The organism is Pseudomonas arabinosi (genome assembly GCF_047758675.1).
GTDB classification, from domain to species: domain Bacteria; phylum Pseudomonadota; class Gammaproteobacteria; order Pseudomonadales; family Pseudomonadaceae; genus Aquipseudomonas; species Aquipseudomonas arabinosi.
Genome location: NZ_CP180480.1, coordinates 3,711,088 through 3,730,908, shown reverse-complemented (window position 1 = coordinate 3,730,908; position 19,821 = coordinate 3,711,088). Strand labels below are relative to the sequence as shown.

The following is a 19,821-nucleotide window of genomic DNA, read 5'->3' as shown; positions in this document are numbered from 1 at the left end:
GGAATTAAAGGCATGCTGGACGCGAACGCAACCCATATTTCCCTGACGCTGGAAGGCGTTTCCGTTGACCTTCAGGTACTCAGCTTCGTCGGTCGCGAGACCCTCAACCAGCCGTTCTGCTTCGACATCGAACTGGTCAGCGCGCGCCCCGACCTGAAACTCGAAGAGTTGCTGCACAAGCCCGGCTGCCTGACCTTCGGCGCCACCGGCAAAGGCATCATCCACGGTCTGGTGTACCGCATCGAGCAAGGCGACTCCGGCAAAAGCCTGACCCGTTACAGCATCAGCCTGGTGCCGCAACTCGCCTACCTGCGCCACAACCATGACCAGCAGATTTTCCAGCATTTAAGTGTGCCGAAGATCATCGCTCAGGTCCTCGAAGCGCACGGCATCCTGGCCGATGCCTACAGCTTCCAGCTCGGCGCGATCTACCCGGAACGCGATTACTGCGTGCAGTACGACGAATCCGACCTGTATTTCATCCAGCGCCTGTGCGAAGAAGAAGGCATTCACTTCCACTTCCAGCACAGTGCCAGCGGCCACAAACTGGTGTTCGGCGATGACCAGACGGTGTTCCGCAAACTCGCGCCCGTGGCCTATCAGCAAGACTCCGGCATGGCCGCCGAGAAACCGGTGATCAAGCGCTTCAACCTACGCCTGGAAACCCGCACCACCCGCGTCAGCCGCCGCGACTACGACTTCGAGAAACCACGCATCCTTCCCGAAGGTGCCGCCAAAAGCGCGTTCGCCCCGGACCTGGAAGACTACGACTACCCCGGCCGCTTCACCGACCGCGAACGCGGCAAGCAACTGGCAACCCGCGCCCTGGAACGCCATCGCAGCGACTACAAACTTGCCGAAGGCAAAGGCGACGAGCCAACCCTGGTCAGCGGCCACTTCATGGCCCTGAGCGAACACCCGCGCGCCGAGTGGAACGACCTCTGGCTGCTGCTGGAAGTGCAGCACGAAGGCAAACAGCCGCAAGTGCTCGGTGCAAACGTCACCAGCGACGTCACCCAGAACAAAGACGATTTCCACCAGGGCTACCGCAACCGCTTCCTCGCCACCCCGTGGGACGCGCACTTCCGCCCTGCCCTCGAACACCCCAAACCCAAAGTCCTGGGCAGCCAGACCGCCATCGTCACCGGCCCTGCGGGTGAAGAAATCCATTGCGACGAGTACGGCCGCGTCAAAGTCCAGTTTCACTGGGATCGCGAAGGCCAGGCCGACGACAAGACCAGCTGCTGGCTGCGCGTCGCCACCGGCTGGGCCGGAAGCGCCTACGGCGGCATCGCCATCCCGCGCATCGGCATGGAAGTGCTGGTGTCGTTTATGGAAGGCGACCCCGACCAGCCGCTGATCACCGGCTGCTTGTACCACAAGGAAAACGTCGTCCCGTACGACCTACCGGCGAACAAAACCCGCAGCACGTTCAAGACCCTGAGCTCACCGGGCGGCAACGGTTACAACGAGTTTCGGATTGAAGACAAGAAAGGCGCAGAACAGATCTACCTGCACGCTCAGCGCGATTGGGATGAAAACATTGAGCATGACCAGAAGATTCGCATCGGCAATGAGCGGCATGACACCGTTGAGGCGAATGTTTTAAGCGAGTTCAAGGTTGAAGAACATCGGATTACTCATCTGGATCGCAAGACTGAAACCCGGGCTAATGATCACCTGACGGTTGCCGTGACTCAGCATGTGAAGGTGGGGACGGCGCAGTTTGTTGAGGCGGGTCAGGAGATTCACTACAACGCTGGGGAAAAGGTTGTGGTTGAGGGTGGCATGGAGCTGACGGCCAAGGCTGGCGGGAGCTTTGTGAAGGTGGATGCGGGGGGTGTGACCATTAGTGGTGCGCAGGTGAAGGTTAACTCGGGCGGTGGGCCGGGCTCGGGGACGCCTGCGGCGCCGTTGTTACCAGGGCCGATGAAGGTGGCGGATGCGGATGTCGCGGGCAAGGCCCCTCTCCCCAGTCGTCTCAACGAGTCAGGCATCACTCCGTTATGCGGCAAGCAAAGCAACGGCGCCTGCAGCCGTAAGGATTGCACATGCATGTAACCGCCATGAACACCCTGCTGGCCGCACCTCGTTACGGATTCGAGTCACTGCCCAGGGAACAGTCCAGTCAGGTCCTGTGTTTCATCATCGATCGCGCACGCCAACCCGAGGCGATGTCGCGTCTGTATCGCATCGGCGAACCGATGAATGCTCAAGCCTTGTTCAGCAGCACTGACTTTGCGGAAATCGCCAACGAAGGTCCGCTCTGGCTCACAGCACCTTGGGGCAGCCGGTTGGCAGTCGAAGCCACGCGATTGTGCGAAGAAAACCACTCGGGCATTGCCCTGGTCGCAGAAGACGCCACCCAGGCCCTCGCCCACGCGCGCTGGTTGCTACGAGCCAACGACGGTTCCGGCGGCCAAAGCCTGCTGAGCTATCACATACCGAGCCTCTGGGCTGCGTTGGCCTACACCGCAGGTGACGCGTCCATTCAATTGTTCGGTCCTTGGCAAGCGGTGTATAGCCCTGCCCCGACCCACTTCGGCAAAGAGCGTGGCGCGTGGCTGTCATGGACGACGAAATCGGAACTGAAGTGGCGTGGCGATGGCCCGGCGTTCAACCTTCCCGACAACGCAGCAAAGATTCAAGCGCGACTGGGGTGGTTGTACTGGGTCGATGAGCAATATGCCGCGTTCGGTGAGCCCGGTGATGATCGGATCAATGAAATTACCGAGAACCTGGACCTTTTGCTCAAAAACAACATCTACGAAGGTGACCATTTGCTCAAGCTCGCCTCTGTCGTCGACGGGCCGCTGCTTGAAACACGGCCAGAAGCAATGGCCATCCTGCAATCCAGGGAAGAGTCGTTCATCAAGGTTGAACAGCTGATGCAAACAGCATCCGCCAATCCCCAATGAACCCGACGCAACAACAGAACGGAAGCACCATGGAAATTACCAATCATTTAGTCAGTCTTGGTGAAACCCTCAGCGAGATTGCTGTTCGCTACAAAACCACTGTTGCGCAGTTGCGCCAGTTGAATCCCTTTATTGCCTACCCGGATGTGATTATGCCGGGTTGGAATCTTAGTGTTCCCAAGAGTGCTCAGGCTGAAGCGGTTGCGCAACCTGCATCGCCCCTTGTGGCGTCTGCCGAACCGGCTACAAAGACCGAAGCCCCGAGTGAGCCCGCCCCTAAACCAATTGGCTTGGGGTCCAAAAAAGACTTTGCAGAAACGTGTGCTCCCAGCTTCAAGGAGCAGCCAAAGCCTTGTTCCAGCACGTATGGCACCGCCATTTATGCAACCGACGAACAAGAATTTTGGTTACTGCCCGAGCGAGCTGCTTCCTCGATGAAGGAGGCAATGCACGCGCTGGAGAATCAGATTTCTCCAAGCAAATCCCGCGATGAGCGCCTCAAGGGATTAGACGATAGTGGATTGCTGAGTTACTTCCTTGAGCCAAAACTGAGTAACTTCCTTGAAGGCGAACAGCGCCAGCGAATGGAGGAAATTCACGCTCAGGAACCGGATATCGAAATGGACCCAGGAATGGTCCTTCGCAGTCGGCAAGAAGCAAAACGCGCAAAAGAAAAGGATGCACCAAAAGCCGAAGCGCCAAAAACCGATACTCAACGTTCGCGGATAGATCAACTTCAGTCGGATATCGATACTCAGAACCGCATTCGCAATGATTACAGCGAACTACATAAGTTACGCAGCGAATGGTTGGCGCTTAAAAAAATAGCCATTGCCGCTGCTGTAAAGAAGGGACATACCTACGAAAACGGCACATTGTTCGCTCCTGCGGCAATCGAAGCCCGCGCCCGCGTCCAGAATTATCTGGAAAAACGCAAAGCCTTGATCAGCGAAGACGGCATCCAGCCACAGGCGCAGGAAGATATCGCCAAGCTTCTTGAAACAGACAAGAAAAAACGTGACGAGCTGCAGAAGTGCCTATACGCCTGCGAAGGTGATACGTACGCCTATATGGCCTGGAAGCACGGCGAAGCCAAGTCGTTTGCCTATCACGAATACACCGACGCGATTATTAAGGTAGCTGAGTACGGGATTGCCTTGCCTGAATATGCGCTGATCAGTGGCAATGACATCACTTCAGGTATCGAGCAGTTCAAGCTATTCCTCGATACAGAAAAACAGCAGTCGGAAATCAATGACCGTCTGCGTGAAAAGTACAAAAACTGGATCGAGGCAACTGGTCAAAATGCCCAGGCACCGGCCGGGCTGGTCGAGGCCGAACGTACTGAATGGGACCGGTTGCAAGTTGTAAAACAAGGTTTGCACGAAAAGGCTAAGCAAAAAGTCGCCGCTGACCCTATTCGACGTCACTTGCTATGGGAACCAGAGCAGTTTGAGCCGCAGCCTATTGACCGCCTCATCAAGGAAGGCTTTCCGCTAAGGGAGGTCAGCACGCTCGGTGCAAGCGGGACGCCATTGAAATGGTTCAGTTTGCTGACCCTCAAGGGTGCGCCAAAACTGCTTGAGGAAGACTTGAAAAAAGCCGGTAAGAGCATCAGCAAAGTGGTTGAAGGTATTCCCGCAAATGGTGACGGTGGTGCGAGTAAAAACAGTGCGCAGAAGGTATTCGGACAGTGGCTTGAAAGCCAGGGCGCACTAAGAATTGGAGACCAGGCCGGCGATTGGTTTGACACCAATGGCTGGTTCAATATTGACAAGTTTTACAGCTTCCTCCAAAGCAGTGGCTATAAAGTGACTCAGCTCGAGGATGCCGGCGCGCGCAAAGAATGGGGCGAGCATCTCAAGCAGGTAGTCTTCAAAAAGAGTGTTCGTGGTGAGGTAAGGCTGTTCGATAAAAGCCCACAAGCGCAATTCGTCCGCTGCTTGGCGCCGCCGCAAAAAAAACTGCACGGCGAAGTGAAAATGGAAGGCCCCTCCTTCTCTGCCGCTGAAGGTTTTCAGATGTCGGCAAGCGCGTCGCTGAGCTTTGACTTGGCACGAGGTGAAGTGGAACTGCTAAAAGTCGATATGCCGACACGGGAGAAGGCCAAGGATGTGACTGTCGATTACTACCTTGAAGGTAATCCTCAGCTTCAAACTTTGAACCTCGGCCGTATGTCCTTCCACTTCGGTGCTCGTGCCTGGGGATACGCCGGTGCGTCTCTCATGCTCGCCGGTAGCATTGAACTGTCCCCTATAAACGGCAACGCCAAATATGGCGCCACACTCAGCCCTGTCAAACCGGCGCAGCGCGAAGATGCCGAAGCAAAAGCGGAACGTAAGACCCACGATGAAATGATCAAAACCAAAGCCGACAACGGTGACACCAGCCCTACCCCAGATCTTGTGTACCAATCCAAGGCTCTGACTGCTGTCGACACCAAGTCAAGTGGCCAAGTCCTGTCCGGCAGGGCCGCCAAAGTACAAATTGAAGATGGCATGAAGGCCAATTTCAATCTATTCGCCGGCGTGCAAGCAGGTATCCAACTGACAGGGGCTTTAAATTGGGCTCCACCTAAAGCATTGGCTGCGTTGCGTGCGGGCCCCTCCACCGGAATCAATAACGGTAAGGAGGCTACCAGCGCTAGCCAATGGCTAACGCTTGCCAACCTCAGCGGATCTTTAGGCGCTGCCTATGGCGCGGGCTTGCAAGGCAATGCTGGAATTTCTCTAGATCAGGGAAAATTCATCCTCAATCTTAAAGCAACGGTTGTTCTTGGGCCGGGTGCGACTGGTAGTTTCAAGTTTGAGGTGGGTTACGAGGCTGTTGTAGAACTCATCAATATTTATCGACGTGAGCTGTATAAAGCTAAAGGCGCTTCTATTAGTTGGATGACGCCGGAGGCTGCTGAACAAGCTTCTGCACTGAACATGCTCGGCGCGGTTGGGTTGGATGTTGCAATGGTCTACATGATGGGCATCAACGTCATTATGAATCTATATGACGCGATGACCAGTAGTGGAAAGGGAGGGCCCATTGCTCATACAATTGTTGAATATCACAACCAAGAGGAAATGGAGAAATGGTTCGTTCAGGCGACGCCAGCAGCTTTAGGTCCTATATTTATGACACTGACATCTGTACCACAAGCCTTTGCCGTAACCTCGACGAAGGGAGGTGAAGGTGATCCAAATGATGAGAAGCACGAGTACCTCAGAGATGAGGCATATCTGTTACAACAACAAGCAATAAGTAAGATAGTAAACTGGATAGGTAAAAACTCCAGTGCTTCTGGGACATTGACCGAGGCTCAACAGCAGTTTGAAGACGCATGCAAAAGCATGAATAAATTTGGCGAAATCGCCGAAACCTCAGGGCAGGAATACTGTGAAAACAAATACAAACTAGACAACTTCATGCAAAATCCCGTATTGAGATTTTCTCGACAAGATAGCGACCAAATTCGAGCAGCTTATGTGAGAGAGAGCAAAAAACTGGGTCAACGTCTAGATGGCTCATGCAAACTAGACTTTCATGAAAACAGCTATATCCCAAGAACCACCATGAAATACACAGGCTAATAAACCTCGAGAAATTAACATGATTAATTCAAAGTCATTCTTATGCACTATAATATTTTCTTTCATTATTAGCTTTGATTCGTTAGCTGCCCCTTCACAACAGCAACTTGAAGAAAAAGAAAAAGGCATTATTCTTTACAATCAGTTTAAGACTTTGTCTGCGATCTCTCATCTAGAAATCGCCGCAGAAGCAGGAGATCACGAAGCCCAGTATTATCTGGGCGAAGCGCTGCGCAAAGTCAAACGGCATATTACACCTGAGGCACAGAGCGCTTATGAAGCATCTGCACTTCAAGGCGATATATATTCAATGATTAGACTCTCTGGAAACAAGAACGATCTGTGTATTGTTATGAAGAACTGTCCAAAAGGTCGAAAAGAACCAGCTGAATGGCGAAAAATGGCATTAAATGCTGCTAAAAAAGAAGCGGCCAAAGGAGATGCAGAAGCCATGTATCTGTTGTTTCGCCTAACTGGAGACGACAAGTGGCTTGAGCAATCAGCGGAGAGTGGGTATGCCTTCGCACAGTATTACCTGGCAACCGGGTACCGTGATGGAAAAGGGTTTTTCCTGCTTCCATCAAAGAGAGCAGAAGTAGTTGAACGCTTAATGAAAGCATCTGCTGAAGGTGGCTACCCTTTAGGTATGATGGGGTATGTAGAAGTTCTTGCGTACAAAAAAGATTTTGAAACGCTCAGATTCTGGAATGAAAAGGCTGCGAAAGCTGGATATGCAAGTGCTGTATTCGGATATGGTTCTTTTTTATCTAAGAACCCATCAGAACTCGGATTCCCTTATGACCCAGTAAAATCATACGCTTTAATTTACACGCTACTTGAGCTTGACGGTGGTGGCGGCTTGCAAGATTACGCTAACGACATGCTCCCTGAAATCGCAGCAAAACTAACGCCTGAACAAATCGAACAAGCAAAGCAGATGTCGAAAGAATGGAAAGCAACACACCCGCCGCTATCATATTTCCCAGATAAATTATGAATCAGCGATCAGCACGAGCATTGTGCTTTATAGCCTTTTTCTTGGCTGGAATATCCTCACCAGTTTGCGCAAAGCTTACGAGCGAGCAGCAGTCTGCCAAGAGTCGAGGTATTGAGCTTTACACCCAGTTCAAGGCTATCTCTGCACTCCCCTACCTACAAATCGCTGCCGCTGCCGGTGACAGCGAAGCTCAATACTATCTAGGCGAAGCAATACAAAAAAACAAACGATATATCGACACAGCGGCCAAAGATGCTTACGAGGATTCTGCTAAGCAAGGCAATATTTATTCAATGATTCGACTTGGCCAGATGGAGGGTGATCTCTGTGCAACCATGAATAACGTAAGCGCTCCATGAACCCCACATTCAAAGTCACCACCTGATCCCAGACGCGGCGCCCCATATTTCTCTACCTGTGGCACATAAATAGCTTACCTACCATTTTGCTGGCATAAGAATGCCAATGTTTGGCTATTTTAGTGGCATAAGAATGCCAATGTTTGGCTATTTTAGTGGCATAAAAATGCCAAAGTTTGGTTATTTCAGTGGCACAAAAATGCCAAGGCCAGGTATTTCAGGTGGCACAAAAGATGGGCCCTATTTCTGTGGTATTTAAATGCCATTCAAATGTCACATAAATGCCACGAAAATGGAGAAGTACGCCCTATCTGCGCTCATGTGAGCCATTTTGGACCTGTACCGGGGGTAGGACTATTTTTGTACCGGGGGTAGGATTTTCCGTTTTTACAGGGCTTTGGAGGCCCAAAAAACGTACCGAGTCTATTACGTGTTGGGTGGATTTGGCAGTACAGCCAAGGATATCGAAAGGTCTCGATAGCGTACGATCCAACCACCCACGATAGGGTCAGGCTTAACTTCGTATCTCTGGCGAACAGTTCCACGGCAGCAGCGCTTCATAATCCGCCACCGACTGCGCATGTGGTAACTGCTCCAGTACGTGGCGTAGCCACGTATAAGGCTCTTGCCCGTTGACCGTAAGCGCTCCATGAACCCCACATTCAAAGCGCTTAGCTGATGCCGGATGCTGTGCTCCCGATTCTCTCAGGAGCCAGCTCGTCATGATGCGACCCGACGCCAAAGTTGAAAAAGTTTATCTCTACCCCACGCCCGTGGACTTCAGAAAGTCCATTGATGGCCTCGCTGCGCTGGTCGAGCTGGACATAAAAGTGGCGGTGTTCGATCCCGTGCTCTTCGTTTTTCTCAACAAGCCCCGTAACCGCGTGAAGATTTTGTACTGGGAGCGCAACGGCTTCTGCCTTTGGCTTAAGCGCTTGGAGTCCGAGCGATTCAAAACATCGCCTGATCTCAGCGATGAAGTGATCGTTCTGACCGTCCAGGAACTGAACTGGCTGCTCGACGGTTTTGACCTGTGGCGCAACCGTCCTCACCAGGTTTTGACTCCACGCTACGTAGCCTGACCCGGTATAATCCGGGCCATGATTTCTCTGCCCGACGATCTTCCTGATGACCCCGTTTTGCTCAAGCAGATGCTGCTTGAGGCACTCAATCGCCAGGAAGAAGTTGCCCAGGCTTATCAGGCTCACATCGTCGACCTGAAAGGACAGATCAAGCTGTTGCGCGACCGCTTGTTCGGGCGTAAGTCCGAGCAGACAGCGCAGCCCAATACGCCGCAACTTGCACTGTTCAATGAGCCTGAAAGCGAGCCGATGCCATTGATCGGCGATGCCGAAGAGGAAGTCGTTTCCCCGGGGCCGCGCCGAGGAAAACGTAAGGCATTGTCGGCTGAGCTGCCGCGTGTCGAGGTCATCCACGAACTGCCCGAGCACGAACTGACCTGTGCCTGCGGTTGCCGCAAGCACGTGATCAGCGAAGAAATCAGCGAACAGCTGGATATCGTGCCGATGCAGATCCGTGTCATCAAACATATCCGCAAGGTTTACGGTTGCCGTGGCTGCGAAACGGCACCGGTCACCGCCGACAAACCGGCTCAACTGATCGAAAAGAGCATGGCCAGCCCAAGCGTTCTGGCCATGTTGCTGACCACCAAGTACGTCGATGGCTTGCCGCTGCATCGTTTCGAGACGGTGTTAAGTCGACACGGTATCGATATACCAAGGCAAACACTGGCGCGCTGGGTGATGCAGTGCAGCGCACACTTTCAGCCACTGCTGAACTTAATGCGCGACCGATTACTGGAAAGCCCGGTGATCCACTGCGATGAAACCCGTGTTCAAGTATTGAAAGAGCCAGGTCGAGACCCTACCAGCCAATCCTGGATGTGGGTACAAGCCAGCGGCCCGCCAGATCGCAAAGTCGTGTTGTTCGAGTACACGTCCAGCCGTGCGCAGGAGGTTCCGTTGCGTCTGCTGGAAAGTTATTGCGGCTATGTTATGACCGATGATTACGCGGGCTATAACGCCTTGGCGTTGCAACCGGGGGTTGAACGGCTGGCCTGCATGGCCCATGCGCGCCGCAAGTTTGTCGAGGCTCAGAAAGTGCAGCCGAAGGGCAAGACGGGACGTGCCGATATCGCCCTAAAAATGATCAACGAGCTGTATGGCATCGAGCGCGAGCTCAAGGACGGCGATGATGAACAGCGTTTAATCGGCCGTCAGCAAAAGAGCGTACCGATCCTGGCTCAGTTGAAAAGCTGGATTGAGAAAACGCAGCCCCAAGTCACGCCACAAAGTGTGCTGGGTAAGGCCATTAATTATCTGGCCAGCAACTGGAGCCGGCTGGAGCGTTATGTAGAAGCCGGTTTTTTACCTATCGACAACAATGCGGCCGAAAGGGCGATAAAACCGTTCGTTATCGGTCGTAAGGCGTGGCTGTTCAGCGACACGCCCAAAGGCGCTACCGCCAGTGCTCAGATCTACAGTCTGGTGGAGACCGCCAAGGTCAACGGCCAAGAGCCTTATACGTGGCTACGCCACGTACTGGAGCAGTTACCACATGCGCAGTCGGTGGCGGACTATGAAGCACTGCTGCCGTGGAACTGTTCGCCAGAGATACGACGTTAAGCCTGACCCTATCGTGGGTGGTTGGATCGTACGCTATCGAGACCTTTCGATATCCTTTGCTGTACCGACAAATCCACCCAACACGTAATAGACTCGGTACGTTTTTTGGGCCTCCAAAGCCCTGTAAAAACGGAAAATCCTACCCCCGGTACAAAAATAGTCCTACCCCCGGTACAGGTCCAAAATGGCTCACATGAGCACAGATAGGGCGTACTTCTCCATTTTCGTGGCATTTATGTGGCATTTGAATGGCATTTAAATACCACAAAAATAGGGCCCATCTTTTGTACCACCTGAAATACCTGGCCTTGGCATATTTGTGCCACTGAAATAACCAAACTTTGGCATTTTTGTGCCACTAAAATAGCCAAACATTGGCATTCTTATGCCAGCAAAATAGTAAGTGAGCTATTTATGTGCCACAGGTAGAGAAATATGGGGCACCGCGTCTGGGACAGGTGGTGACTTTGAATGTGGGGTTCATGGAGCGCTTACCGTTGACCTTGGCGGTCTCCATCAGGCTGTAGATCTGAGCACTGGCGGTAGCGCCTTTGGGCGTGTCGCTGAACAGCCACGCCTTACGACCGATAACGAACGGTTTTATCGCCCTTTCGGCCGCATTGTTGTCGATAGGTAAAAAACCGGCTTCTACATAACGCTCCAGCCGGCTCCAGTTGCTGGCCAGATAATTAATGGCCTTACCCAGCACACTTTGCGGCGTTACTTGGGGCTGCGTTTTCTCCAACCAGCTTTTCAACTGAGCCAGGATCGGTACGCTCCTTTGCTGACGGCCGATTAAACGCTGTCCATCATCGCCGTCCTTGAGGTCGCGCTCGATGCCATACAGCTTGTTGATCATTGTTAGGGCGATATCGGCACGTCCCGTCTTGCCCTTCGGCTGCACTTTCTGAGCCTCGACAAACTTGCGGCGCGCATGGGCCATGCAGGCCAGCCGTTCAACCCCCGGCTGCAACGCCAAGGCGTTATAGCCCGCGTAATCATCGGTCATAACATAGCCGCGATAACTTTCCAGTAGACGTAACGGAACCTCCTGCGCACGGCTGGACGTGTACTCGAACAACACGACTTTGCGATCTGGCGGGCCGCTGGCTTGTACCCACATCCAGGATTGGCTGGTCGGGTCTCGACCTGGCTCTTTCAATACTTGAACACGGGTTTCATCGCAGTGGATCACCGGGCTTTCCAGTAATCGGTCGCGCATTAAGTTCAGCAGTGGCTGAAAGTGTTCGCTGCACTGCATCACCCAGCGCGCCAGTGTTTGCCTTGGTATATCGATACCGTGTCGACTTAACACCGTCTCGAAACGATGCAGCGGCAAGCCATCGACGTACTTGGTGGTCAGCAACATGGCCAGAACGCTTGGGCTGGCCATGCTCTTTTCGATCAGTTGAGCCGGTTTGTCGGCGGTGACCGGTGCCGTTTCGCAGCCACGGCAACCGTAAACCTTGCGGATATGTTTGATGACACGGATCTGCATCGGCACGATATCCAGCTGTTCGCTGATTTCTTCGCTGATCACGTGCTTGCGGCAACCGCAGGCACAGGTCAGTTCGTGCTCGGGCAGTTCGTGGATGACCTCGACACGCGGCAGCTCAGCCGACAACGCCTTACGTTTTCCTCGGCGCGGCACCGGGGAAACGACTTCTTCAGCATCGCCGATCAATGGCATCGGCTCGCTTTCAGGCTCATTGAACAGTGCAAGTTGCGGCGTATTGGGCTGCGCTGTCTGCTCGGACTTACGCCCGAACAAGCGGTCGCGCAACAGCTTGATCTGTCCTTTCAGGTCGAGGATGTGAGCCTGATAAGCCTGGGCAACTTCTTCCTGGCGATTGAGTGCCTCAAGCAGCAGCTGCTTGAGCAAAACGGGGTCATCAGGAAGATCGTCGGGCAGAGAAATCATGGCCCGGATTATACCGGGTCAGGCTACGTAGCGTGGAGTCAAAACCTGGTGAGGACGGTTGCGCCACAGGTCAAAACCGTCGAGCAGCCAGTTCAGTTCCTGGACGGTCAGAACGATCACTTCATCGCTGAGATCAGGCGATGTTTTGAATCGCTCGGACTCCAAGCGCTTAAGCCAAAGGCAGAAGCCGTTGCGCTCCCAGTACAAAATCTTCACGCGGTTACGGGGCTTGTTGAGAAAAACGAAGAGCACGGGATCGAACACCGCCACTTTTATGTCCAGCTCGACCAGCGCAGCGAGGCCATCAATGGACTTTCTGAAGTCCACGGGCTTGGGGTAGAGATAAACTTTTTCAACTTTGGCGTCGGGTCGCATCATGACGAGCTGGCCTCCTGAGAGAATCGGGAGCACAGCATCCGGCATCAGCTAAGCGCTTTGAATGTGGGGTTCATGGAGCGCTTACAATGGATTTAGCGTTGGCATAGTAATTACTCGATGATTAGTAAATAACCGCCAGTACCGTGACCAAACGATGGGAGGCGGACTGTGTGCAGGCTTGGTCAACCGACACCATCAAATCGGTTCGCCCGAAGGCGTCCAGCACACAGCCGCCATTGCAACGCACTACGAGGACATAGATGTCCGCAGCGCGAATGATGGCACACATATGTGTGATGGCATCAGGTGACCAAACCTGCTCGCTGATTTTGCAGCGAGGTCAAACAGTAAACGCTGGTAACCTGCCTGCGAAAGACGACAAAGAGTCCGGCCGTGTAGGAACGGGCCGAACCTCCCTCAGTTTTTTTACCTACATGAAACCTCTGTCAGAAACCTCCTCACGACAGGCGGCACTCAGTCGGGTTAACCATCGCTTAACCGCGCGGTCCAAAACTTTACTGGACCGCACGCCCTCAGAGTTCTCTGACGCCCAGTGCGGCAGGTTCGACGCCAATACGTCGAGCTGACTTCCCCCCGCATCGGAGATCGTTCATGAACATGCGCACGTTGCTGATCACCACCGCCCTCGCCTGCACCGCGTTTGCCGGTCTCGCCCAGGCCAATGACACTTCGAGCTCTCAGGCGGTGCCGTACCACTACGGTATGCCGCTGCACGTGGGCAAGGTCATTACCTTGACCGAACCGTCGACGCTGGACTGCAAAGTGGTCACAGCCGACATGAAGTACATCGATAGCACCTCGGGCAAGCCTGCGGAAATCTCCTACCGTAAACTTTCCGACGCCTGCAGTTATCAGAACTGACGGAAAGGTCTGATTCAACACTTTGCGGTATTCCGGTGAGGGGTTCTGGCGCTATGCTCTAGCGCCTCCCCCCACTGCCGCAAGGATTCGCCATGCAGTTATCGTTTCGTGCCTTGTCGACCTTCTCTTCCCTTCTGTGCTTTTTGCTGGCCCTTGTCTGGGGTTTGATGCCCGACTGGTTGCTGTCAATCTGGGGTCTCGACTACTCGTTGGCAGTGGGCGTTGTCGCGCGGCGCAGCGCAATGCTGTTCGCGGCATTGGGTGTGATGTTTTATCTGGTTCGAAACGAGGCGCCTTCGATCACCCGCCATGCGCTGAGCAATGGTTTCATGGTCGGCTGCTGGGGGCTGGCAGCACTGGGCTTCGGCGAATGGCTCAATGGCCATGCCGGTCCGGGCATATTGCTTGCGGTGGTGGTCGAACTGGCGCTGGGCCTGGCGTTTCTCCAGACCAAGCGCGTGTCGATGGAACTCGAAACCGTGGGTTAAAGCGCTTTTCTGTCTGGATGCAGCGTCTGGGCAATGGTCTGGTGCTGCATGTCAGAGCGCAGTCCAGCGATCAGGTCGTTGATTTCACGGCAACCATTTAAGTGCTTGGCATTGATTCCGGTCACCATGAGGTCGAGGTGATCGGTTTCCCGATCGGAATACACCTTGACGGTCATCGACAGGTCCGGCGACAGCGTGCATTGACAACGTTTCGGCAAAAAACTGCTTTCAATGATGTTGCGAAGTTCCAAGGCAGAAAGAAACATGGCGACCCTCTCCTTAATGTGAGACTGCCAATCAACGATCGATACTGACGCAATGAAATCCCCGGTCAGCTTAAGACCAGCTACAGCATAAAACATGCCCGGAATTTCGCCCTGCAGCTCATCGGTAAATCAACGATTTAGCGAAACCGCGCGTAAATAGCCCATGCAATATGCAAGAAAGGCGTTGTGGTGCCCCTGCAATTTGCATACATCCAGCGACAAGTTTGCATTGGCCGACCACGCCAGTAAGAATGCGACCATTCAAATCAGTATCCGCTGACCCCACTCGCAAGCAAGGAGGCATCATGGGTTCTTTGACCTGTATCACTACCGTCGGGCTGATTGTTGCCGGGCTGTCGACCATCGCTCACGCCGCAAAACTCGAAGAAGTCGCGCCGTTCCCCAAAGCGGAGAACGGTTTCACCCGCCAGGTCATTCACCTTGCCCCACAGACTCAGGAAGACGGTTTCCAGGTCGAAGTCCTCGCCGGAAAAACCCTGACCGTCGACTGCAATCGCCAACGCCTGGGCGGCATTCTCGAGGAGAAAAACCTCGAAGGCTGGGGCTATCCGTTCTATCGACTGGAAAAAGTCATCGGCCCGATGAGTACGATGATGGCCTGCCCGGACGGCAAGAGTAAAAAGGACTTCGTGCCGGTGGTCGGTGACGGTTTCATGCTGCGCTACAACAGCAAACTGCCGATCGTGCTCTACGTGCCCAAAGACGTCGAAGTTCGCTACCGGATCTGGTCGGCGTCGAGCAAGGTCGAGAAAGCCGTCCAGGAATAACCGTTCTGTCCCTCTACAGGAGCGCCATTTTGATTACCTGCCACGTCAAGTATGTGATCGATCCGTATCAACTCAGCGAATTCGAAGCCTACGCCAAGGCCTGGCTCGGCATCGTCGAGCGTTTGGGCGGTACGCACCACGGGTACTTCCTGCCTTCCGAGGGCGCGAGCAATATCGCCTACTGCCTGTTCAGCTTTCCTTCGCTGGCGGACTATGAAAGCTACCGGCATATCGCGATGACAGATGCCGAAAGCACCGCGCTGGTGGCTTCGCTGGTCGAGAAGAAGTTTATCGTCAGTTATGAGCGGACCTTCCTGCGCCCGCTGCTGGCCTGATACTGCTCACGCCGGGGCGCCGCTCAACGCGGCGCGCTCGGCCACATGGCGCAAACTGTCGAAATTGATATTCGCGCCCGAGTCGATCGCTACCAGTGTCTGATCACGGGCACCGGTTTGCGCCACGTATTTCTTGATTCCGGCCACGGCCAAGGCGCCGGAAGGTTCGGTGATCGAGCGGGTATCGTCGTAGATATTCTTGATGGCGGCGCAGAGTTCGTCGTTGCTGACCGTCAACACCTCATCGACGCAAAACCGGCAGACTTCGAAACCATAAGCACCGATCTGTGCGACGGCCACACCGTCGGCGAAAGTGCCTACGTTCGGCAGGACAACTCGCTCGCCGGCCTGCAATGCCGCATATAAACAGGCGGAATGCTCCGACTCGACGCCGATGACACGGACTTCAGGTCGCAGGTATTTGACGTACGCCGCGATGCCGGCAATCAGGCCGCCACCGCCCACCGGGACGAAGATCGCGTCCAGCGGACCTTGATGCTGACGCAGGATTTCCATGGCGACGGTGCCCTGCCCCGCGATCACGTCCGGGTCGTCGAACGGCGAGACAAAGGTGCGACCGGTTTGCCGTGCCAGGTTCAGCGCATAGTCCAGCGCAAACGGAAAACTCTCACCGTGCAGCACGGCGTCGGCGCCCCGACTGCGTACGCCCAGCACCTTCAATTCCGGCGTCGTGCACGGCATCACAATGGTCGCGGCAATCCCCAATTCACGTGCCGCCAGCGCCACACCCTGGGCATGATTGCCCGCCGAAGCGGTGATCACGCCACGTGCCTTTTGCTCATCGCTCAACTGCACCAGTTTGTTGTAGGCACCGCGGATCTTGAAGGAGAAGGTCGGTTGCAGGTCTTCGCGCTTGAGCAGGATCTGATTGCCGAGCGCCTCGGACAACGCTGGCGCCGGTTGCAGCGGCGTACGCACCGCGAGCTCATACACCGGCGCGGCGAGGATCTTTTTTACGTAGTGCTCAAGCAAGGTCTGCTGGGCGGTGGTCGTGTTCATGGTCGTCTCCTGACGTTGATCGGAACCCAGGAGGCAGAAAGTAAAAACCCGCCTCTAGGGCGGGTTGGGTGCTGCAGTCATGAGCTAGCCCGCCAAATAAGGAATGGCGGTAATAATGCTTGGCTGGCAGCGCAATACAGTGGAAGTCATGTCCGGAAATTAGCCGGACGCTGATGGCAAGTCAATGGCCAATTTTACTCGGCCTCTGTAGGTTGACGACTCTGCTCATCGTCCCAAGGAAGGAAACCATGAAGTCTGTCGCCCTGCCCCTCATTGCTCTGATCGCGTTCACCGGCTACACCGTTTCGGTGATGCTTCAGGCCGAACAGTCATTGATCGACTTCGGCATCAGCCTGATGTCGCGCCCCGACACGGCGCAGGTAGTGATTGATTTGTACCTGCTGGCGACGCTCGCGGGCATCTGGATGTACACGGATGCGCGCAAGCGTGGGCAGCCGGCATGGTCGGTGGTTCCTTATCTGCTGATTACGGCGATTTTTGTATCCATCGGGCCATTGTTGTATTTGGTCGCGCGGGGATTTCAAAGCCGCAAGAAATCTGATGCTGCGACTCAACAGGTTTGATCCAGGAGTTGTTGTGCCGTTGAGATCGCCTTCGCGAGCAAGCCCGCTCCCACTTGAGATCTTCCGTGAACACATAATTTGTGAATGGCAGAGATAATAAGGTGGGAGCGGGCTTGCTCGCGAAGGCGGTCTGACAGCCGCCAAAGTTACTTCGCCAACCGCCTGAGCCCGAGCACCATCACTCCAGCCGCCACTATCATCGCGCTCAGAAACAGCGGATACGAAACCCACCACGGCACGCCCGCCGTCATCATGCTGAACTCGGACATGCCGCCGATACTTGCAATCAGGTTCAGCGGCAGAAACACCACATTGATCAACGTCAGTTTGCGCAGCAGGTTGTTCATGCTGTTGTTCATCAGGTTGCCCCGGGCGTCGATCAGCCCGGAGAACACCGTGGAGTAGATTTCCGCCTGTTTGTAGCACTGGTTGTTTTCGATGATCAGGTCGTCGATCAGGCCAATGGCTTCGGCGCTGAAATGTTCCTTTGCCGCGTGATTGCGCAACCGGGTCAGGACTGCGCCGTTGCTGTGGATGGCGTTGATGTAATAGATCAGGCTCTCGCTGAGGTTGAACATCTGGATCAGGTGCTGGTTTTCCATCGACGCATTGAATTTTTGCTGCAACTCCCGGGCAACCAGTTTGATCACCTTCAAGTGGCCCAAGTAGTGATGGATGTTGTTGAACAACAAATCCAGCAACACATCCAGTGGCGTGTTCAGCCGCTGCCGGGTGCCGAGCCCGTGCAGCGGCGAGTCGTCGGTGGCGATCACCAGCAAACGGCCCGGCGAGAACAGCAAGCCGCAGGATGACACCTCGAAGGCCAGGCTGCCGGCGCCGGAATAGTTTTCCGGGCGTTTCCAGATCAGGAACAGGTTGTCGGGGTGAAACTCGATGCGTGACACCTCGTCGGGGTCCAGGGCCGAGGCCAGGGCGTGTTCATCGAGCTTGAAATGGCTGTGCAGCAGGTCCCGCTCGGCGGCGTCGGGGTTGCTGAAGAGCATCACTTCGGCGTCCAGCCGTTCGACTTTGTGCAGGGCGCCGTGGATCAGTTGAAAGCTCTTGATCATCGGCCGTTCACCAGGCCTGGCCGCGGCGCTTGAGTTCCAGGCGACGGACGAACTCTTCCAGCACCAGTGAATACAGATCGTCCTGCAAGTAAGCGTCTTCGATGCCAGCGTCCATGTTGGGGTTGTCGTTGACCTCGATCACCACCACTTTGTCGCCGGACTGCTTGAGATCGACACCGTAGAGGCCATCGCCGATCAGGTTCGCAGTCTTCACCGCCAGCTCCACCACCGCCCGCGGCGCCTCGTGAACCGCCAGGGTACGGCATTCGCCATTGATGTCCTGACCCTTGGCCTTGTGGTTGTAGATCTGCCAATGGCCCTTGGACATGAAGTACTGGCAGGCAAAGATGGGTTTGCGGTTGAGCACGCCGATGCGCCAGTCGTAGTCGGTGTAGAAGAATTCCTGAGCCAGCAACAGCACCGAATGCTCGAACAGTTCGGCCGTGGCGTCGAGCAAGGCTTGCTGGCTTTCGACCTTGATCACGCCCCGAGAGAAACAGCCGTCGGGGATCTTCAACACCAACGGAAAACCGAGACGCTCACCAACCCGCTCAAAGTCTTCCGGTCGCTCTTTGTAGAGAATCTCGGTGGCGGGCATGCCCAGTTGATGGCTCTTGAGCAGATCGGTCAGGTACACCTTGTTGGTGCAACGCAGGATCGACGCCGGGTCGTCCATCACCACCAGCCCTTCGCTCTCGGCTTTCTTGGCAAAGCGGTAGGTGTGGTTGTCGACACTGGTCGTCTCGCGGATCAGCAGTCCGTCGTATTCGGCGATACGTGCGTAGTCCTTGCGCTCGATCAGCTCGACGTCGATGCCCAACGTCTTGCCAACCCGGACGAAGTTGTCCAGCGCCTTGGCATTCGACGGCGGCAACGCTTCCTGGGGATCGTGCAGGATGGCCAGGTCATAACGGGCCAAACGCCGGGAACGCGGCACGCGCCAGATCTTGCGACTGAAACTGTCGAGTGAGTGGGCGAACTGGTCTTCCTGGTCTTCGCGTAACTTATGTAAGGCGCCGGACTTTATTCCTTCAATGTGCCAGCCGTTAGTTCGACGAAATTCAACTAACAATATCGGACACGGAAAGACTTCAAACAACTGTCGCGCCAGATCCTGCAACGGCTCGATATGAGTCTTGCCAAAGTACAGCGTCAGGGTAAAGCCTTCGGTATCGCTGTACAGATGATGACTGAGGGCTTTTTCCAGGGTTTTATCCAAATCATCCAGGGCCAGGCCGTACAAGGATTTTCGAGTCAGTTCGCTGATGGTCCGCACCGACGGAATCACCTTGTGTCCGCGGGCTTCGGCCAGCAAAGAGCAGTAGTAACCGTGCCCCAGGTATTTGTAGCTGCGGCACAGGTTGATCACCTGAACCCGCTTGCCCCGCTCGTCGTCACGGGTTTTTTCGAGGTATTCCTGGGCCGTCACGATGTCTTCACTGGGGAAGTAGGAGGCCCAGTCTTCCTTGCGTTCGACGATGATAATCAACTGACTGGAAGTTCTAACACCGTCATTTAAATAAGTTGCTGCCGGCAAAGTTTGCTCGGATACTTCGCGCCAATGACCCTGTACCGCTGACATAGTGATT

Annotated in this window: 16 protein-coding genes and 3 pseudogenes; 12 read left to right on the top strand and 7 right to left on the bottom strand. The window is 54.7% G+C overall.

The genetic code is table 11. The features are described 5' to 3' along the window. The first annotated feature begins 12 nt into the window (after positions 1-12). From ACMXYJ_RS17535 to ACMXYJ_RS17515, 5 genes are read left to right on the top strand one after another with little or no spacing between them, the layout of a single operon-like run. Positions 13-2,061, top strand: coding sequence for a type VI secretion system tip protein VgrG (locus ACMXYJ_RS17535; RefSeq protein ID WP_415756178.1), 2,049 nt, complete (start codon positions 13-15; stop codon positions 2,059-2,061). Then, positions 2,052-2,918: a DUF4123 domain-containing protein gene (locus ACMXYJ_RS17530; RefSeq protein ID WP_415756177.1), complete on the top strand. Its 867-nt coding sequence runs from the start codon at positions 2,052-2,054 to the stop codon at positions 2,916-2,918. Before ACMXYJ_RS17535 ends, ACMXYJ_RS17530 begins: the two co-directional genes overlap by 10 nt. Before the next feature lie 29 nt (positions 2,919-2,947). After that, positions 2,948-6,499, top strand: a complete 3,552-nt coding sequence (locus tag ACMXYJ_RS17525) for a LysM peptidoglycan-binding domain-containing protein (RefSeq protein WP_415756176.1) — start codon at positions 2,948-2,950, stop codon at positions 6,497-6,499. A gap of 19 nt (positions 6,500-6,518) precedes the next feature. Beyond that, complete coding sequence (locus ACMXYJ_RS17520) at positions 6,519-7,496, top strand: tetratricopeptide repeat protein (protein ID WP_415756175.1); 978 nt, start codon at positions 6,519-6,521, stop codon at positions 7,494-7,496. Continuing rightward, entirely contained in the window at positions 7,493-7,855 is a 363-nt protein-coding gene (locus ACMXYJ_RS17515; RefSeq protein ID WP_415756174.1) for a hypothetical protein, read from the top strand. Before ACMXYJ_RS17520 ends, ACMXYJ_RS17515 begins: the two co-directional genes overlap by 4 nt. 514 nt (positions 7,856-8,369) lie before the next feature. On the opposite strand, the pseudogene ACMXYJ_RS17510 reads toward ACMXYJ_RS17515, so the two are convergent. Next, positions 8,370-8,495, bottom strand: a pseudogene (locus ACMXYJ_RS17510) (transposase domain-containing protein); the annotation flags it as partial. 82 nt (positions 8,496-8,577) lie between these two features. On the opposite strand from ACMXYJ_RS17510, the gene tnpB (ACMXYJ_RS17505) reads away from it, so the two are divergent. Together tnpB (ACMXYJ_RS17505) and tnpC (ACMXYJ_RS17500) are read left to right on the top strand one after the other, a co-directional pair. Continuing rightward, positions 8,578-8,937, top strand: a complete 360-nt coding sequence (tnpB, locus tag ACMXYJ_RS17505) for an IS66 family insertion sequence element accessory protein TnpB (RefSeq protein WP_415756173.1) — start codon at positions 8,578-8,580, stop codon at positions 8,935-8,937. 18 nt (positions 8,938-8,955) lie between these two features. Then, positions 8,956-10,500 (top strand): IS66 family transposase, encoded by a 1,545-nt coding sequence (gene tnpC, locus ACMXYJ_RS17500; protein WP_415756172.1) that lies wholly within the window; start codon positions 8,956-8,958, stop codon positions 10,498-10,500. Between the two features lie 490 nt (positions 10,501-10,990). Here the strand turns inward: tnpC (ACMXYJ_RS17500) and tnpC (ACMXYJ_RS17495) are convergent. Further along, a pseudogene (gene tnpC, locus ACMXYJ_RS17495) lies at positions 10,991-12,421 on the bottom strand (IS66 family transposase); the annotation flags it as partial. Positions 12,422-12,439: 18 nt separating this feature from the next. Beyond that, the gene (gene tnpB / locus ACMXYJ_RS17490; protein ID WP_415756171.1) at positions 12,440-12,844 is read right to left on the bottom strand and encodes an IS66 family insertion sequence element accessory protein TnpB; all 405 of its coding nucleotides are present in this window, start codon (positions 12,842-12,844) and stop codon (positions 12,440-12,442) included. A 567-nt stretch (positions 12,845-13,411) separates the two neighbouring features. Between tnpB (ACMXYJ_RS17490) and ACMXYJ_RS17485 the strand changes: the two genes are divergently transcribed. Further along, complete coding sequence (locus ACMXYJ_RS17485) at positions 13,412-13,681, top strand: DUF2790 domain-containing protein (RefSeq protein ID WP_046047138.1); 270 nt, start codon at positions 13,412-13,414, stop codon at positions 13,679-13,681. A gap of 92 nt (positions 13,682-13,773) precedes the next feature. After that, positions 13,774-14,169, top strand: a complete 396-nt coding sequence (locus tag ACMXYJ_RS17480; RefSeq protein WP_415756170.1) for a hypothetical protein — start codon at positions 13,774-13,776, stop codon at positions 14,167-14,169. On the opposite strand, the gene ACMXYJ_RS17475 is transcribed toward ACMXYJ_RS17480, so the two are convergent. After that, entirely contained in the window at positions 14,166-14,435 is a 270-nt protein-coding gene (locus tag ACMXYJ_RS17475; RefSeq protein ID WP_123365031.1) for a DUF1652 domain-containing protein, read from the bottom strand. The two genes, ACMXYJ_RS17480 and ACMXYJ_RS17475, sit on opposite strands and share 4 nt — an antisense overlap. A gap of 305 nt (positions 14,436-14,740) precedes the next feature. On the opposite strand from ACMXYJ_RS17475, the gene eco reads away from it, so the two are divergent. Both eco and ACMXYJ_RS17465 read left to right on the top strand, forming a co-directional pair. Continuing rightward, positions 14,741-15,223, top strand: a complete 483-nt coding sequence (gene eco, locus ACMXYJ_RS17470) for a serine protease inhibitor ecotin (RefSeq protein ID WP_415756169.1) — start codon at positions 14,741-14,743, stop codon at positions 15,221-15,223. Between the two features lie 29 nt (positions 15,224-15,252). After that, the gene (locus tag ACMXYJ_RS17465) at positions 15,253-15,558 is read left to right on the top strand and encodes an NIPSNAP family protein (RefSeq protein ID WP_033055038.1); all 306 of its coding nucleotides are present in this window, start codon (positions 15,253-15,255) and stop codon (positions 15,556-15,558) included. Positions 15,559-15,582: 24 nt separating this feature from the next. Here the strand turns inward: ACMXYJ_RS17465 and ilvA are convergent. Then, positions 15,583-16,578: pseudogene (ilvA, locus tag ACMXYJ_RS17460) on the bottom strand (threonine ammonia-lyase, biosynthetic); the annotation flags it as partial. Positions 16,579-16,826: 248 nt separating this feature from the next. Here ilvA and ACMXYJ_RS17455 point away from each other — a divergent pair. Further along, positions 16,827-17,162: a DUF2834 domain-containing protein gene (locus ACMXYJ_RS17455; protein WP_415756168.1), complete on the top strand. Its 336-nt coding sequence runs from the start codon at positions 16,827-16,829 to the stop codon at positions 17,160-17,162. Positions 17,163-17,308: 146 nt separating this feature from the next. On the opposite strand, the gene ACMXYJ_RS17450 is transcribed toward ACMXYJ_RS17455, so the two are convergent. Together ACMXYJ_RS17450 and ACMXYJ_RS17445 are read right to left on the bottom strand one after the other, a co-directional pair. Beyond that, positions 17,309-18,232, bottom strand: a complete 924-nt coding sequence (locus ACMXYJ_RS17450) for a magnesium transporter CorA family protein (protein WP_415756167.1) — start codon at positions 18,230-18,232, stop codon at positions 17,309-17,311. Between the two features lie 7 nt (positions 18,233-18,239). Next, on the bottom strand, positions 18,240-19,814 hold the full coding sequence (locus ACMXYJ_RS17445; protein ID WP_415756166.1) for a RimK family protein: 1,575 nt from the start codon (positions 19,812-19,814) through the stop codon (positions 18,240-18,242). Between the last annotated feature and the right edge of the window lie 7 nt (positions 19,815-19,821).

Coding starts and splice junctions, on each gene's coding strand:
- tnpB (WP_415756173.1), top strand. CDS start 8,578: ATGATGCGACCCGACGCCAAAGTTGAAAAAGTTTATCTCTACCCCACG.
- tnpB (WP_415756171.1), bottom strand. CDS start 12,844: ATGCCGGATGCTGTGCTCCCGATTCTCTCAGGAGGCCAGCTCGTCATG.
- ACMXYJ_RS17480 (WP_415756170.1), top strand. CDS start 13,774: ATGCAGTTATCGTTTCGTGCCTTGTCGACCTTCTCTTCCCTTCTGTGC.
- ACMXYJ_RS17455 (WP_415756168.1), top strand. CDS start 16,827: ATGAAGTCTGTCGCCCTGCCCCTCATTGCTCTGATCGCGTTCACCGGC.
- ACMXYJ_RS17445 (WP_415756166.1), bottom strand. CDS start 19,814: ATGTCAGCGGTACAGGGTCATTGGCGCGAAGTATCCGAGCAAACTTTG.
- eco (WP_415756169.1), top strand. CDS start 14,741: ATGGGTTCTTTGACCTGTATCACTACCGTCGGGCTGATTGTTGCCGGG.
- ACMXYJ_RS17485 (WP_046047138.1), top strand. CDS start 13,412: ATGAACATGCGCACGTTGCTGATCACCACCGCCCTCGCCTGCACCGCG.
- ACMXYJ_RS17525 (WP_415756176.1), top strand. CDS start 2,948: ATGGAAATTACCAATCATTTAGTCAGTCTTGGTGAAACCCTCAGCGAG.
- ACMXYJ_RS17450 (WP_415756167.1), bottom strand. CDS start 18,232: ATGATCAAGAGCTTTCAACTGATCCACGGCGCCCTGCACAAAGTCGAA.
- ACMXYJ_RS17535 (WP_415756178.1), top strand. CDS start 13: ATGCTGGACGCGAACGCAACCCATATTTCCCTGACGCTGGAAGGCGTT.
- ACMXYJ_RS17515 (WP_415756174.1), top strand. CDS start 7,493: ATGAATCAGCGATCAGCACGAGCATTGTGCTTTATAGCCTTTTTCTTG.
- ACMXYJ_RS17520 (WP_415756175.1), top strand. CDS start 6,519: ATGATTAATTCAAAGTCATTCTTATGCACTATAATATTTTCTTTCATT.
- ACMXYJ_RS17475 (WP_123365031.1), bottom strand. CDS start 14,435: ATGTTTCTTTCTGCCTTGGAACTTCGCAACATCATTGAAAGCAGTTTT.
- tnpC (WP_415756172.1), top strand. CDS start 8,956: ATGATTTCTCTGCCCGACGATCTTCCTGATGACCCCGTTTTGCTCAAG.
- ACMXYJ_RS17530 (WP_415756177.1), top strand. CDS start 2,052: ATGCATGTAACCGCCATGAACACCCTGCTGGCCGCACCTCGTTACGGA.